Genomic DNA, 14873 nt, shown 5'->3' with positions numbered 1-14873 from the left:
CGCGAGGGCCGGGGTTTCATCCCGTGCCCCCGAGAGGCCCAAGGGCACGCGCAAGGGGCCCCAGGTCAAGCCGACCCACCGCTGGAAGCCCAGCGCCCCCCGCAGGAAGTCCAGCCGACTCCGCTGGAAGCCCAGCCCACACAAGCCGGAAGCCCAGCGCCCCACGCTGGAAATCCAACCCACGAACGCTGGAAGCCCAGCCACGCAAGCCCCCCCACCGCGCACCCCCGCCATAATGACCACCGTGATCACCCTCAACGGACAACGCGTGCTCATCACCGGCGCTGGCGGGAACATCGGCTCGGGCATCGCCAGGAGGTTCGCCGCGGCCGGAGCCGAGGTGATCGCCCACTACCACCGCAGCGCCGACGAAGCCGCAGCACTCGCCGAGGAGATCCGGGGCACCACAACCCAAGCTGACCTCACGAACCCCGCACAGCTACAAGCGATGGTCGACGAGGTCGGCCCCGTCGACGTCCTCGTCAACAACGCCGCGGTGCAAACGGTCCGCCCACTCAAGGACACGACAGCCGAAGACTGGCGCGAGATCATCGACGCGAACCTCAACGCGGTCTTCGCGCTCACCCAAGCCGTCGTCCGCACGATGATCCCCACCGAGCGCGGCTCGGTCATCACGATCGCCTCCGTCGAAGGCACGAACCCGGCCGAGGGCCACGCCGCCTACGCCACCGCGAAAGCCGCGGTGCTCATGCACACCAAGGCCGCCGCGTTGGAGTACGGGCGCTTCGGCATCCGGTGCAACGCGGTCTCGCCCGGCCTCATCGGCCGCCCGGGGATCGAGGAGCAGTGGCCGGAAGGGGTCAGGCGGTGGCACGCGGCAGCCCCGTTGCACCGGCTCGGCACGCCGGAGGACGTGGGCAACGCGTGCGTTTTCCTGGCCTCGCCGCTGGCCGAGTGGATCACGGGGCAGAATCTGACCGTGGACGGTGGAGTGTCCACACACCCGACCTGGTAGGGACAACGTGACGTACCACGAGATCGTCGACGCGCTCGGGCTCCAGCCGCTCCCGGTGGAGGGCGGGTTCTGGGCGCAGACCTGGCTCAGCGAGGACTGTTCGGGCATCTACTACCTGATGACCGCGCGGGACTTCTCCGGGATGCACCGGCTGAAGCACCTGGAGATCTTCAGCTACCACGCCGGGGCGCCCGCGCAGATGGTGCTGCTGCACCCGGACGGCCGGGTGGAGCGGCCGGTGCTGGGCCCGGACCTGGCGGCGGGGCAGCGCCCGCAGGTGGTGGTGCCGCCTGGGGTCTGGCAGGGCAGCCGCAGCACCGGCGAGTGGAGCCTGCTGGGCACGTTCATGTCGCCGCCGTACTCCGACGACTCGGTGGACTTCGGCCGGGCCGACGAGCTCTCCACGACCTACCCCGAGCACGCCGAGGAGATCTCCCAGCTGTGTCGCTTCTAAAACAGGGCCGCTTCTGAGCGGTATCCTCACACGCGTGCCGAAGATCATCGGGGGTTCCCTCGCCGCGCACCGGGAGCAGACCCGGCAGCGGATCTTCGACGCGTTCGCCGGGCTGATGTACGAGCGCGGGTTCGACCGGATCACCCTCGCCGACATCGCCTCGGCGGCCGGGGTGGGGCGCACCGCGATGTACAACCACTTCCCGGACAAGGAAGCCCTGCTCGTCGCCTACGCGGCGGCGGAGACCGAGCACTACGTGGTGCGCCTGCGCGCCGCACTGTCCGAAGTGGACAACCCGGTGCGGCGGCTGGCCACCTACGTGCGCTTCCAGCTGCGCGAGGTGGCCGCGCAGCACATCCCGCCTGGGCCCGCGCTGCGCTCGCTGCTGCCGCAGTCCGCCTACGGCCAGGTCGTCGAGCACGTGCGCGATCTGGAGCAGGAGCTGCGCGGGGTCCTGCGCGCCGGGATCGACGAGGGCTACCTGCCGGAGGCCGATGTCGACGGCCTGATCCCGCTGATCAACGCCTGCCTGGCGGGCGGCTCCGGGAACACCGAGCTGACCACGCTGTTCGTCCTGCGCGCGGTGGGCGCGCGACTGGCCGCGGACGGGTCGGCGCGGAAGCTGCCGCGCAAGCGCTAGGTCTTCGACTCGGGTTAGGTTACCCTAACTGGGCGTTTTCCTGACGCCTCGTCAGATTGATGTGACATACTGTCAGAACAGCTGAGGAGGCGCGATGGCGATCACGGAAGCGACCGGCTTCGCCGAACTGATCAAGGAAGCCACGGACGAGGCGCACCGGAGGGCCGAGCGGACCCCGGTCATCGGCGCCCTCGCGGCGGGAAAACTGCCGGTAGAGGGCTTCACGGAGATGCTGGCCCAGCACTACTTCTTCTACGAGGCACTGGAACAGGCCGCCGAGGTCATGCGCGCCGACCCGGTCGCGGGCCCGTTCGTGCACGACGAGCTGACCCGGCTGCCCGCGCTGGCCAGGGACCTGGCCGCGCTGATCGGACCGGACTGGCGCGAGCGGATCACCCCGGGCGAGGCGACGCTGCGCTACTGCGCGCGCATCCACGAGGTGTGCTTCGACTGGGCGGGCGGTTTCGTCGCCCACCACTACACCCGCTACCTGGGCGATCTCTCCGGCGGCCAGATCCTGCGCACCCTGCTCAACCGCCACCTCGGCCTCACCGAGGAGACCGGGCTCAGCTTCTACCGCTTCCCCGGCATCCCGAAGGCGCCGGTGTTCAAGGCGCACTACCGGCGGCTGCTGGACGACGCGCCGTGGGACGCCGACGAGCAGCGGCGCATCGCGGCCGAGTCCCGGCTGGCCTTCGAGCTGAACACGGCGATCTTCGAGGAGCTCGGCGCGCGCTTCTGCTAGGCGATAGCCTCGGCGGCGCACATCGCCGACGAGAGGATCATGGAGATGCGCAGACGGCTGTGGGTGTCGCTGGTGGCGTTGACGCTGCTCACCGGGTGCGGGGGCGCGCCGGCGACACAGGAACCCGCCAAGAGGACCGCGATCGCCGACTTCGAGGTGAAGCCGCTGGCGGTCGGCACCGTCAAGCCGTGTTCGCTGATCACCGCGCAGCAGGCGGGTGAGCTGGGGCTGGTGTCGGCGAAGTCGGACCAGGTCGGCTTCCCGCGCGAGGGCCGCCCGCAGACGCCGACCACCTGTTTCTGGGCCGACAGCCAGGGCAGTTCGCTCGACCTCCAGGTGCACAAGGCGGACAAGGCGGTCTCGCTCGCGTTGTCGCAGGGCGAGAAGGCGGAGCAGATCAAGGGCTACCCGGCCAGCGCGCTGGACGTGCAGGGCAAGTCCTGCCGCGTGTACGTGGGTGCCTCCGACGAGTACTACCTGGTCTTCCAGACCATGGCCAGCAACAAGCCGGACGGCGCGTGCGCGCTCGGGCGCAAGGCCGCCGAGGTCGCGATCGGCAACGCCCCGACTAGCTGAGCCGCGAGACCAGCCGGGCCTTCTCGCCGAGGACGGCGATCACGTCACCGGGGACGAGCTGCTTGCCGCGGCGGGTCTCCTCGCGGCCGTTGACGGTGACCTCGCCGTCCTCGATCAGCGTCCGCGCGTGCGCCCCGTCCTCGGCGAGCCCGGCCAGCTTCAGGAACTGGCCGAGCCGGATGGACTCGTCGGAGATCTCCACGTCGCGGATGCTCATGGCCCCATCTAACGCCGGGGGCGCAGGGACGCGCGCAGCAGGTCCCGGTTGAGCCGCCCGATCGAGTCCAGCGGAACGCCCTTCGGGCACACCGCGGTGCACTCGCCGGTGTTGGTGCAGCCGCCGAAGCCGAGGTCGTCGTGCGCCCGCACCATGTCCAGCACGCGCGAGTCCCGCTCCGGCTGACCCTGCGGCAGCACTCCGAGGTGGGTGATCTTCGCGGCGGTGAACAGCATTCCGGAGCCGTTGGGGCAGGCCGCGACGCAGGCCCCGCACCCGATGCAGGCCGCCGACTCGAAGGCGGTGTCCGCGTCCGGTTTGGGCACGGCGACGGCGTGCGCGTCCGGGGCGCTGCCGGTCGGAGCGCTGATGTAGCCGCCTGCCTCGATGATCCGGTCGAGGGCCGAGCGGTCCACCACGAGGTCCCTGACCACGGGGAAAGGCTTGGCGCGCCAGGGTTCGACGGTGATCGTGGCGCCGTCGGCGAAGTGCCGCATGTGCAGCTGGCACGCCGTGGTGGCCCGTTCCGGCCCGTGCGCGACACCGTTGATCATCATGCCGCACATGCCGCAGATGCCCTCGCGGCAGTCGTGGTCGAAGGCGACCGGCTCGTCCCCGGCGAGGATCAGCTCCTCGTTGAGCACGTCCAGCACCTCCAGGAAGGACATGTCCTCGGAGACGTCGTCGAGGCGGTAGTCGACCAACCGACCGTCGTCCTTTGTGGACTGTCGCCAGATCCGCAGTGTCAGTCTCACTTGTAGCTCCGTTGCGTGGGCTCGACGTGCTCGAAGGTCAGCTGCTCGCGGTGCAGCACCGGTGGCTGCGCGTACTCCCACGCGGCCACGTACGAGAACTCCGCGTCGTCCCGCAGGGCCTCGCCGTCCGGGGACTGGCTCTCGGCGCGGAAGTGCCCGCCGCAGGATTCCTTGCGGTGCAAGGCGTCCACGCACATCAGCTCGGCCAGCTCGAAGAAGTCGGCGACGCGACCGGCCTTCTCCAGCGACTGGTTCAGCCCCTCCCCGCCGCCGGGGACCTTGACGCGGCGCCAGAACTCCTCGCGCAGCGCCGGGATCAGCTTGAGTGCCTTGCGCAGGCCCTCCTCGGTGCGCTCCATCCCGCAGTGCTCCCACATGATGTGGCCCAGCTCCCGGTGGAACGAGTCGACCGTGCGGTCCCCGTTCACCAGCAGCAGCGCGGTGATCCGGTCCACCACCTCGGACACGGCGGCGGTCACCTCGGGATGTGCGGAGTCGACCGTCTCAAAGGGACCGTCCGCGAGGTAGTCTCCGATCGTGTTGGGCAGCACGAAATAGCCGTCGGCGAGGCCCTGCATCAACGCACTGGCGCCGAGCCGGTTCGCGCCGTGGTCGGAGAAGTTCGCCTCGCCGATCACGAACAGGCCGGGAACGGTGCTGCGCAGGTCGTAGTCCACCCACAGACCGCCCATCGTGTAGTGCACGGCGGGGTAGATCCGCATCGGCACCTCGTACGGGGCCTCGCCGGTGATGCGCTGGTACATCTCGAAGAGGTTGCCGTACTTGGCTTCCACGGCCGCCCGGCCGAGCCGCCTGATCGCGTCGGCGAAGTCGAGGTACACGCCGAGCCCGCCGGGTCCGACGCCGCGCCCCTCGTCGCACACGTGCTTCGCGGCGCGGGAGGCGATGTCGCGCGGGACCAGGTTGCCGAAGCTCGGGTAGGTCCGCTCCAGGTAATAGTCCCGCTCGCCCTCGGGAATGTCGTTGGCGGCACGGGAGTCCCCGCCCTGCTTGGGCACCCAGACCCGCCCGTCGTTGCGCAGCGATTCGCTCATCAGCGTCAGCTTTGACTGGTGCTCACCGCTGACCGGGATGCACGTCGGATGGATCTGCGTGTAGCACGGGTTCGCCATCAGCGCTCCGCGCCGGTGCGCCCGCCAGATCGCCGTTGTGTTGCAGCCCTTGGCATTCGTCGACAGGTAGAAGGCGTTGCCGTAACCGCCGGTCGCGAGGACGACCGCGTCGGCGAAGTGCGTGGAAACTCCACCGGTGACCAGGTCTCGCACGACGATGCCGCGCGCGCGTCCGTCGACGACGATCAGGTCCAGCATCTCCGTGCGCGGGTGCATCTCCACCCGCCCAGCGGCGATCTGCCGTGCCAGTGCCTGGTAAGCGCCGAGCAACAGTTGCTGCCCGGTCTGACCTCGTGCGTAGAACGTGCGCGAAACCTGGGCTCCACCAAAGGATCGCGTGTCCAGCAGGCCACCGTACTCGCGAGCGAACGGCACACCCTGCGCTACGCACTGGTCGATGATCTCGACGCTGATCTGCGCGAGTCTGTACACATTGGACTCGCGGGCGCGGAAGTCCCCGCCCTTCACGGTGTCGTAGAACAGCCGGTAGACGCTGTCGCCGTCGTTGCGGTAGTTCTTCGCCGCGTTGATCCCGCCCTGCGCGGCGATGCTGTGCGCACGGCGGGGGCTGTCCTGGTAGCAGAAGGACTTGACGTTGTAGCCCAGCTCGCCGAGCGTCGCGGCGGCCGAACCACCGGCGAGGCCGGTGCCGACCACGATCACCGTCAGCTTGCGCTTGTTCGCCGGATTGACCAGCTTCGCGCCGAATCTCCTTCTGTCCCAACGAGTCTCGATCGGCCCAGCAGGAGACTTCTCGTCGATGATCGGCTCACCCACAGTATAGAAACCTTTGGCGGAGTGCATGATCCTATCTCACCAACCCAAAGAAGACCGCGAACGGAACCGACAGGTAGCCGACGCAGATGAAGACGGCGAAGCCGAGTGCGGCTGTCTGGACGACGCGCGCGCTGGACACGCCGAGGGTCTGCAACGCGCTCCAGATGCCGTGCCGGATGTGCAGTCCCAGAGCCAGAACCGCGACCGTGTAAGCCAGAGTCACGTACCAGAGCTGGAAATCGGCGGTGACGTTGCGGTAGATCTCGCCGTGCACCCCGTGCGGGTTGAGCACGCCGACCGTCAGGTCCAGCAGGTGGTAGACGACGAACAGCACGATGATCACGCCGCCCCAGCGCATGGTTCGCGCGGCGTAGCTGCCCTGGACCGGCCTGCGGGCGCGGTAGCTCTCCGGCCGCGCGGCGCGGGCACGGCGGGCGAGCTGGATGGCTGCGGTCATGTGCAGCACGATCATCACGACCAGCCCGATGCGCAGCACCCACAGCACGCCCTCGTTGCCCAGCAACGCGGAACCTATGGAGCGCAGCCAGCGGCCGTAGCCGTCCATCGACTCCGGGCCGAGGAAGACCTTCAGGTTGCCGACCATGTGGGCGACGACGAACAGCAGCAACGCGACGCCGGAGACGGCCATCACGGCCTTCTTGCCGACCGTTGACCGGCACAGTGCGCCTATGGATGTGGTGGTTCGGGACACGCCTCGACGCTAGGAGCGCGGGTTTCGATAAGTCCAATACATCGTCAGACTCATCTCGATAGCCCTAAGCTATGGACATGACGTTGCAGCAGCTCAGGTACTTCCTCGCGGTGGCCAGGACCCGGCATTTCACCAGGGCCGCCGAGGAGGCCGGTGTGGCGCAACCCTCACTGAGCAAGCAGATCCGCGCGCTGGAGGAGGAGCTGGGCGCGGAGCTGTTCACCAGGCTGCGCGGGAACATCGCGCTCACCGCGGCGGGCGAGGCGCTGCTGCCGATCGCCGAGCGCATCCTGTCCGATGTGGACACCGCGAGCCTCGAGGTCGGCGAGCTGGCCGGGCTGCGCCGCGGGCGGGTCCGGGTCGGTGCCCCGCCGAGCCTGTGCGCCAGCATCTTCGCCGACGTGCTGCGCCGCTTCCACGACAGCTACCCCGGTATCCGGCTGGTCGTCGAGGAGGGCGGCTCGCAGGACCTGGTCGGCGCGCTCAACCGCGGCGAGCTGGACCTGGCGTTGATCATCGTCTCCGAGCCGCGCACGCCCGATCCGCTGGCCAGCACGCCGATCCTGCGCGAGGACCTGGTCGTGGCCTCCCCCGCCGCCGCGCCCCCGCCGACCCGGCGCAGGCACCTCCGGCTCGCCGAGCTGCGCGACCGCCCGCTGGTGATGTTCCGCCAGGGCTACGACCTCCGGCAGGCCACCCTGGACGCGTGCCACCGCGAGGGATTCGAGCCGACGTTCGCGGTGGAGGGCGGCGAGATGGACGCGGTGCTGCGCTTCGTGGAGGTGGGTCTCGGCCTGGCGATCGTGCCGAGCATGGTGCTGGCAGCGCGGCCGTCGCTACGCGGAACGCCTTTGGCACCACCGGGAATGAGCCGCACCATCGCGCTCGCCCAACGCGCCGACACCACCCCGACCAACGCGGGCCGGGCGTTCCGCGCGACGCTGCTCGACCACTTCACCACCACCGCGGGCACGCTCCCGCCCGGCGTCCACCCCCTACTGCCGTAGCGCAGTTGAACATGCCCGCACACCACCCGTTGGAGTGGAAGGGGTTGCCGCACACTTGGCGCGGTTCGTTTAGTTCTCCCCATGCCGGTGACGATCCCGCCGTTCTACTGCCCCATCCCACCGCGATTACGGCCCGACGCGGAGGAGATCGACCGCGCCTCCTTCTCCTGGTTCGCCGCGCTCAACGCCTGCGACGACGACGAGCTGGGCTACCTCGACCGCAGCCGCTGCGGCCTGGTGAGCGCGTGGGGCATGCCCGACGCCGCCGCGGGGCGCGTGCGGATCGCCGCCGACATCATGTACCTGGCCGAGGCGCTGGACGACACCGCCTTCGAGACCGGCAGGCTCGGCCGCTCGCCGGAGGAGGCGATGGCCTTCCTCACCCAGCTCGCCCGCGTGGTCGAGGCGCCGGAAACCCCTCTGCTGCTGGGGAATCCGTGGGCGGAGGGGGTCCGCGACATGCGTCGGCGCGTCGGCGGCTTCACCACGCCGCTGCAACTCCAGCGCTGGATCTGCGGCTGGCAAAGGCTTTTCTTCGGCCTGGCGTGGGAAGCGTCCGTGCGGGCGCGGGAACTCTCACCGGGCCTGGACGAGTACGTGATGATCCGCGTGCTCGGCCACACCATCGGGATGGAGATCCTGACCACGCTCAACGACGCCGCGGACGGCTACGAGCTGACCCACGCCGAGCTGAACGGTCTCCCGGTGCGCGCGCTGACCGAGATGAACTGGATGCTCATCTCCTTCGACAACGATCTCTACTCCTACCACCAGGAATCCGCTCGCCACCCCAACGGGCTCAACTTCGTCGACGTGATCGCCCGGGACCTCCGTTGCACGCCCGCCGAGGCCGTCCCGCACGTGGTGGCGATGCGGGACCGGGTGATGTCGCTCTTCCTGGCGCTGCGGGCGAAAACCGCTGCGACGGCGAGCGAGAACCTGAAGCGCTACCTGGAAAGCCTCGGCCAGTGGTTGCGCGCGAACATCGACTGGGGCACTACGAGCGAGCGCTACCTCAAGCCCTTCGGCCCGGACAGCCCGCCGGAGACCTGGGCCGCACTGCCCACCGTGTACGCGGACGGGCCCTCCGACGCCGCGCTTGAGCCGATCCCGGTGCCCGTCGTCTCCTGGTGGTGGGGGTTGCTGTGAACCTGACCGACGTCCCTGTCGCACCACACCGGTTGCCGCTCGCAGGCCACTTGGCAAGGCTTGCCCGTGACCCGGTCGGATTCCTGACTTCCTTGCGGGACAAGGGAAGCATCGTCGGTGTCAACCTCGGGCCGCTCCGGGTCTACGTGCTCACCGACGCCGCTCTGGCCAATCAGGTCCTCGTCGAACGGGGCCGGAGTTTCGCCAAGGGCAAGCTCTTCGACGAGGTCCGCCCGCTGCTCGGCGACGGCCTGCTCACCTCCGGCCGCGAGCTCCACCTGCGCCAGCGAAGGGTCATCCAGCAGGTCTTCCACCGCGAACGGCTGGCGAACTACGCGACCACGATGCGCGACCGAGCACGCTCACTCGCCGCCTCCTGGCACGCGGGCCAACGGCTGCGCGTCGACCACGTCATGGTCGACTTCGCGCTGAACACGTTGCTGGGCACCATTTTCGCCAGCGAGATCACGCAGTCGACCACGGACACCATCAGGCGTTCATTGCGCACCATCGAACGCGGCGTGCTGATGCGCACGATCACGCCCCGCCCGCTGCTCGTGCTGAGCGGGGCCGATCGCCGGTTCACCGCCGTGGCGAGGCGGCTGCGCGGGATCATCGACGAGCTGATCGAGCGTGACCGCGGTGACGAGAACCTGTTGCGCGTCCTGCTCGACGCCCGCGACCCCGAGACCGGCGAACGCATCGACCCCGAGCTGGTGCGCGACGAGCTGGCCTCGTTCCTCGCCGCGGGCACCGAAACCACCAGCAGCACCCTCGCCTGGGTCTTCCACGAAATGGGCCGTGATCCCGCGCTGGACCAACGAGTTCACGATGACGACAACGTTCTCCGCGCGGTGATCAGTGAGACGCTGCGGCTCTACTCCCTCCCCATGCTCATGCGCCGCGCGGTCGAACCCGTCGAGATCGGCGGAGTGCTGCTGCCCACCGGAACCGAGGTGTTGTTCAGCCCGGCCGCGCTGCACCGCGATCCCGACATCTTCCCCGACCCACTGCGCTTCTCCGCCGATCGCTGGCTCACCACCGCCCCACCACGCGAATGTTTCCTGCCGTTCGGCAACGGCACCCGGCGCTGCATCGGCGAGACGTTCGCCCTGACCGAGATCGCCATCGCCGTCCGCGAGATCGTCCGCCGATGGCGGCTCATCCCGGTCCCCGGCAAGGAAGTCCGGGCTGTCGCGCACGCGACGACCTACCCCAACCGCCTCCCGATGACGGTGGCTCCCCGACACTGACACCGACACTGACACCGACACTGGCATTTGCCGGTGCTGCATACTCCTGGCCGTGGATCTCTGGAGCTGGTTGTTCATCGGTGCCCTGACCGGCGGCGTGGCTCTGCTGTTCATACCGAAGGAGCTGTGGAAGCGGTGGCGCGCGCGGCTCGTCGAGCACACCGACCAGATCCTGCGGCGGAAGGTCACCCGCTTCGGTCGGCGCTACCGCCAGTTCGTCCTGGACAGCCTGCGGTTCGTCGACCTCAAGGGACTCGCGACCGTCGGCTACTACACGCCGGAACTGGACGAGGTCTTCGTCGACGTCAGCCTCGCTTACCGGGCGCCGCACCAGGTGTCCGAGAGCGTGCTCGCCGACCTGCCCACCGACGTCACCCACCGCCACTCCATCGGCCACTTCCTCGACCGTGAGGAGGCGGTCGTGCTCGCGGTGACCGGATCTCCCGGAAGCGGCAAGACCACCCTGCTCCGGCACACCGCGCGCAGCATCAGCCGCTCTCCTCGTGGACGGCGGCGCACCGTGCCAATCCTGCTGTACCTGCGCGACCACGTGTCCGCGATCGTCGGGAACCACGACATCTCCGTACCCGCGCTGCTCCGGACCTCCCTCGGTCACTACCGCACCGTCGAGCCCCCGGGCTGGTTCGAGCAGCGTCTGCGCGACGGTGACTGCGTCGTCCTGCTCGACGGCCTCGACGAGGTGTCCCGCCAGGAGGACCGGCGCAAGGTCGCGGACTGGGTGGAGAGCCAGGCGCGGCAGTACTCGAAGAACGACTTCGTGATCACCTCGCGGCCACGTGGCTTCCGCAGCGCGAGCGTCGAGGGCGCGGTCGTGGTGCAGGTGCGCAGTTTCACCGAGGAGCAGGTAACCCTTTTCGTACGCGGCTGGTACCGCGCCGTCGAGCGGCACCAGCCCGACCACCAGGGCCTCGCCGACGACCTGCTCCGCCGGTTGCACCACGCTCCCGGCCTCGCCGAGCTGACCGCGAACCCGTTGCTGCTCACCATGATCGCGAACGTGCACCGCTACCGGGGCGCGCTCCCCGGCAGTCGCGCCGAGCTGTACAACGAGATCTGCCAGGTCATGCTCTGGCGACGGCAGGAGGCCAAGAAGCTGAGCTCCGACCTGCGCAGCGACCGCAAGGAAACCCTGCTGCGCGGGCTCGCGTTCACCATGATGCGCGAGCGGGTTCGGGACTTTCCGCGCAAGCAAGTCCTGTCCACGCTCAAGGACGCGCTGAGCCGCATGGCCACCGATGTCACCGCGGATGCTTTCCTCACCGAGGTCTGTTCCTTCGGCTTGGTCGTCGAGCGGGAGAGCGACCTGTTCTGCTTCGCCCACCTGACCTTCCAGGAATCCCTCGCCGCGGCGCACATCCGCGACAAAAGCCTTGTCGACGTCTTGACGTCCACTGTGGACGATCTGTGGTGGCGCGAGACGTCACTCCTCTACGCCGCCCAGTCCGACGCCGACCCCATCGTCGCGGCCTGCCTGCAGTCTGGGACCGTCAACGCCCTGTCACTGGCCTTCGACTGCGCCGAGCAGAGCAGCGACCTCGACCCCGATCTCCGCGCGAGCCTGGAGGATCTCCTCAGCGGCGAGGACGACTCTCCTGAGCGTCAACGGCTGCGCACAACCGTCCAACTCATCCGCCACCTGCGGGACCGCGTCGGCCCGGTGTGCGCCCGCCCGATCAGCGCGAGCGTTTACGAGTTGTTCCTGACCGACACCGGAAACCCCGCGCCGGACGGCGGCGGCTGGACCGATCCGGTCGCAGGCGTGCGCGCCAGCGACGCGGCGGCCTTCGTGCGGTGGACCAACACCATCACCGAGGACGAGTCGGGCTACCGGCTGCCCACAGCCGACGAGATGACCGCCGCACAGCGCCTTGTTCCCGCCGAGCACACCGTGTGGACCGGCGATGGCCTGTGGCTGCCGCCCGCAGCCAAGCATCCGAATGCCCTTGACGCCGCGACCCTCCGGCAGCACATCGACAACGATCTCGACCGGCTCGAACCGATGCTGAGGTTCCTGATGCTGCGCAGGGTCGCCGAGACCGCCGCCGAGCACGTTCGCCAGCAGGTGAACCATTACTCACAGCTCGAAAACGACAAGGTCCTGGAACGCTGTGCCGCCTGGGCGAAGCAGCTCCAGTACCCACGCGACCTGGACAGCGCGCTGGTCGACGCGCTGCCGATTCCGCTCGGCCTCGACGACGACATCGCCACCGCCCACGGAGCGCTGGCCTCGTTCCGCGATGCCCAGGAGTCGATCCGCGCGGCTGAGCGCAAGGTGGTGCGCCAGCAGGCGAACGACGCCCAGGACGTCCCCATCGACCGCGAATGGTTCTCCCAGCTCAGGGAGTTCGCGCGGCAGGAGCGGCACGCGATGCACAAGCTCGTGCAGAAGCTGACCGACCTGGTGCGCCCCAATGACACCGGCCGGGTGCTGGATTCCGCGCTGGCGGCGGCGTTCCGGTCGAAGAAGCCGGAGACCTGGTTTACCGCGTTCCGCCACGACTTCCTCAACCTCTCCCCGGTCCACGACACCGTCGTCTCGCTCGACGTCCTGGCCGATCGGCTCGCCGAGAGCGCCAGGACCCGCGAAAGCGACTGGGAACGCCAGGTCGCACACCGCTTCCAGGCGGTCGCGTCGCCGATGCTCCACCGCGAGCTGCCGCTCACCGCCGCGTCGACGCTCCGCTTCACCGCGATGTGCCTGCGACTGCCGGAGATCGCGGCCGGGATCACCCTCCTGGAGCGACGCGCGATGTTCGCGGCGATCCCGACCGAAACAATCTTCCTCGCGCGCGACTGACTTCAGTACACGCTGCGCATCGCCTGCCGCACCTCCGTCAGCGTCGTGTCCGCGATCTCGTTGGCGCGAGCGTTGCCGACCCGCAGCACCTGCCGCAGGTAACCGCGATCTCGCGCCAGCTCGGCCCGACGAGCTCGGATCGGTGCCAAGAAGTCGTTCACGGCGGAGGTCACAGTTCGCTTCAGCACCGCCGCGCCACCGCCGCCGATCTCCGCCGCGACCTCGTGCGGATCGCGATCTTGGCACAGTGAAGCCAAAAGCACGAGGCTGGAGACCTCGGGGCGACGCTCCGGCTCGTAGGTGATGTGCCGGTCGGCGTCGGTCTTCGCGCCCCGGATCAGCCGCGCGGTCTCATCGGCGGTGGCGGACAAGGAGATCGCGTTGCCGCGGCTCTTGCTCATCTTCGCGCCGTCCGTGCCCAGCAGCAGCGGTGCGGCGGACAGCATCGGCGCGGGCTCCGGGAAGACCTTGCCGTAGCGGTCGTTGAACCGGCGGGCGATGGTCCTGGTCAGCTCCAGGTGCGGCAGCTGGTCCTGGCCGACCGGAACGAGATTGGCCTTGCAGAACAGGATGTCCGCGGCCTGGTGCGCGGGGTAGGTGAACATCAGCCCGCTCACCGCCGCCTGCCGCGAGTGCGCGATCTCGTCCTTGACGGTGGGGTTGCGCCCCAGCTCCGCGACCGAGACGAGGCTGAGGAAGGGCAGCAGCAGCTGGTTGAGCGCGGGCACCGCGCTGTGCGCGAACACGGTGCCGCGCCCGGGGTCGAAGCCGACCGCGAGGTAGTCCAGCACCAGGTCCTCGACGTGCTCCGGTAGTCGTTCGGCGATGTCCCGATCGGTCAGCACCTGGTAGTCGGCGATGATCAGGAACACCTCGACCCCGAGGCGCTGCAAGCGAATCCTGTTGTGCAGCGTGCCGAAGTAGTGCCCGAGGTGCAGCCGCCCGGTCGGCCGGTCCCCGGTGAGCACGCGGAAGGTGGCGGGGGCCTCGACGACGGACTGTTCCAGTAGCGCGCTGGTCATGACGTTCTCCTGTCGGTGATGGGCCGGACGCGGCCGCATCCCTTGCCAGGGAACGAAAAAGGGCCGCTCATCCGAACGGCCCTTGGCATGCTGACGGGGTGCCGCTCCTAAGTGGAGCGCCACCAACCGAGGCACGCGGTGCGAAGCATGCGAGCAGAATACACCCGGAAAACCCGTTGCCGTCCAGCGCGGGGCGCGGAGATGATGGGCACACACCACCGAGCGAAGGAGGCAGTCATGAACACCACTCAACTCCTGTCGCTCCAGCTGCTGCTCCCGGCGGCCTCCTCGACCTGACCTTCGTCAGCACCCGTGGAAGCCGTCCCGATCGGGGCGGCTTTTTGCTTGCGCCACAAGCGGTTCTAGCCCAATCGGCAGAGGCACCTGGTTGAGGGCCAGCCCAGTCGGGGTTCGACTCCCCGGAACCGCACGCCCCCGTAGCCCAATCGGCAGAGGCACCGCGTTCAGGACGCGGCCGGTCCAGGTTCGAATCCTGGCGGGGGCACGCCCACCACCCACGATGTCCGTTGGTCCAGCAGGCATGGACGCCGCGCTCTGAACGCGGAGACCGAGGTTCGACCCCTCGACGGACAGCCACCCCGTCACGCCAATGTCGCGATTGGTGCACTGGAGCGCCCT

14 protein-coding genes and 3 tRNA genes are annotated in these 14873 nt (G+C 69.0%); 12 read left to right on the top strand and 5 right to left on the bottom strand.

What is annotated here, in order from left to right:
• The first annotated feature begins 244 nt into the window (after positions 1-244).
• The 5 genes from NLX83_RS39945 (at position 245) to NLX83_RS39925 (ending at position 3391) form a co-directional block, all read left to right on the top strand.
• On the top strand, positions 245-976 hold the full coding sequence (locus NLX83_RS39945; RefSeq protein ID WP_374118869.1) for an SDR family NAD(P)-dependent oxidoreductase: 732 nt from the start codon (positions 245-247) through the stop codon (positions 974-976).
• 7 nt (positions 977-983) lie between these two features.
• Positions 984-1430 (top strand): cupin domain-containing protein, encoded by a 447-nt coding sequence (locus tag NLX83_RS39940; protein WP_254240506.1) that lies wholly within the window; start codon positions 984-986, stop codon positions 1428-1430.
• A 34-nt stretch (positions 1431-1464) separates the two neighbouring features.
• On the top strand, positions 1465-2070 hold the full coding sequence (locus tag NLX83_RS39935) for a TetR/AcrR family transcriptional regulator (protein WP_254240505.1): 606 nt from the start codon (positions 1465-1467) through the stop codon (positions 2068-2070).
• 94 nt (positions 2071-2164) lie between these two features.
• Positions 2165-2815 carry a biliverdin-producing heme oxygenase gene (locus NLX83_RS39930; protein WP_254240504.1) on the top strand — a complete coding sequence of 217 codons (651 nt, stop codon included), beginning with the start codon at positions 2165-2167 and terminating at the stop codon, positions 2813-2815.
• 39 nt (positions 2816-2854) lie between these two features.
• Complete coding sequence (locus NLX83_RS39925; RefSeq protein WP_254240503.1) at positions 2855-3391, top strand: DUF3558 family protein; 537 nt, start codon at positions 2855-2857, stop codon at positions 3389-3391.
• Here NLX83_RS39925 and NLX83_RS39920 read toward each other — a convergent pair.
• The 4 genes from NLX83_RS39920 to NLX83_RS39905 are packed head-to-tail and all read right to left on the bottom strand — an operon-like array spanning position 3384 to position 6985.
• On the bottom strand, positions 3384-3608 hold the full coding sequence (locus NLX83_RS39920; protein ID WP_254240502.1) for an RNA-binding S4 domain-containing protein: 225 nt from the start codon (positions 3606-3608) through the stop codon (positions 3384-3386). The genes NLX83_RS39925 and NLX83_RS39920 overlap by 8 nt on opposite strands.
• A gap of 8 nt (positions 3609-3616) precedes the next feature.
• Entirely contained in the window at positions 3617-4363 is a 747-nt protein-coding gene (locus NLX83_RS39915) for a succinate dehydrogenase/fumarate reductase iron-sulfur subunit (RefSeq protein WP_254240501.1), read from the bottom strand.
• Entirely contained in the window at positions 4360-6300 is a 1941-nt protein-coding gene (locus tag NLX83_RS39910; RefSeq protein ID WP_254240500.1) for a fumarate reductase/succinate dehydrogenase flavoprotein subunit, read from the bottom strand. Before NLX83_RS39910 ends, NLX83_RS39915 begins: the two co-directional genes overlap by 4 nt.
• A 4-nt stretch (positions 6301-6304) precedes the next feature.
• A complete protein-coding gene (locus tag NLX83_RS39905; protein WP_308209515.1) occupies positions 6305-6985 on the bottom strand; it encodes a succinate dehydrogenase cytochrome b subunit in 681 nt (226 codons plus the stop codon).
• A 77-nt stretch (positions 6986-7062) separates the two neighbouring features.
• On the opposite strand from NLX83_RS39905, the gene NLX83_RS39900 reads away from it, so the two are divergent.
• The 4 genes from NLX83_RS39900 (at position 7063) to NLX83_RS39885 (ending at position 13212) form a co-directional block, all read left to right on the top strand.
• Positions 7063-7992, top strand: coding sequence for a LysR family transcriptional regulator (locus tag NLX83_RS39900; protein ID WP_254240499.1), 930 nt, complete (start codon positions 7063-7065; stop codon positions 7990-7992).
• Between the two features lie 81 nt (positions 7993-8073).
• Positions 8074-9141 carry a terpene synthase family protein gene (locus NLX83_RS39895; protein ID WP_254240498.1) on the top strand — a complete coding sequence of 356 codons (1068 nt, stop codon included), beginning with the start codon at positions 8074-8076 and terminating at the stop codon, positions 9139-9141.
• Positions 9123-10394 carry a cytochrome P450 gene (locus NLX83_RS39890; protein WP_308209514.1) on the top strand — a complete coding sequence of 424 codons (1272 nt, stop codon included), beginning with the start codon at positions 9123-9125 and terminating at the stop codon, positions 10392-10394. The genes NLX83_RS39895 and NLX83_RS39890 overlap by 19 nt, the downstream gene beginning before the upstream one ends.
• A gap of 52 nt (positions 10395-10446) precedes the next feature.
• Positions 10447-13212 carry an NACHT domain-containing protein gene (locus NLX83_RS39885; RefSeq protein WP_254240496.1) on the top strand — a complete coding sequence of 922 codons (2766 nt, stop codon included), beginning with the start codon at positions 10447-10449 and terminating at the stop codon, positions 13210-13212.
• 2 nt (positions 13213-13214) lie between these two features.
• Here the strand turns inward: NLX83_RS39885 and trpS are convergent, their stop codons facing one another.
• Positions 13215-14234 (bottom strand): tryptophan--tRNA ligase, encoded by a 1020-nt coding sequence (gene trpS, locus NLX83_RS39880; RefSeq protein WP_254240495.1) that lies wholly within the window; start codon positions 14232-14234, stop codon positions 13215-13217.
• Positions 14235-14590: 356 nt separating this feature from the next.
• Between trpS and NLX83_RS39875 the strand changes: the two genes are divergently transcribed.
• The 3 genes from NLX83_RS39875 to NLX83_RS39865 all read left to right on the top strand — a co-directional run bounded on the left by NLX83_RS39875 (position 14591) and on the right by NLX83_RS39865 (position 14831).
• Positions 14591-14664, top strand: a tRNA-Leu gene (locus tag NLX83_RS39875).
• A 1-nt stretch (position 14665) separates the two neighbouring features.
• Positions 14666-14739: transfer RNA gene (locus NLX83_RS39870), tRNA-Leu, on the top strand.
• Positions 14740-14755: 16 nt separating this feature from the next.
• A tRNA-Gln gene (locus NLX83_RS39865) sits at positions 14756-14831 on the top strand.
• Positions 14832-14873: the final 42 nt, after the last annotated feature.

Origin of the sequence: Allokutzneria sp. A3M-2-11 16 (genome assembly GCF_024213555.1) — a bacterium.
Taxonomy (GTDB): Bacteria; Actinomycetota; Actinomycetes; order Mycobacteriales; family Pseudonocardiaceae; genus Allokutzneria.
Note: the sequence above shows the minus strand (reverse complement) of the source record. Positions and strands in the feature narration are given on the sequence as shown.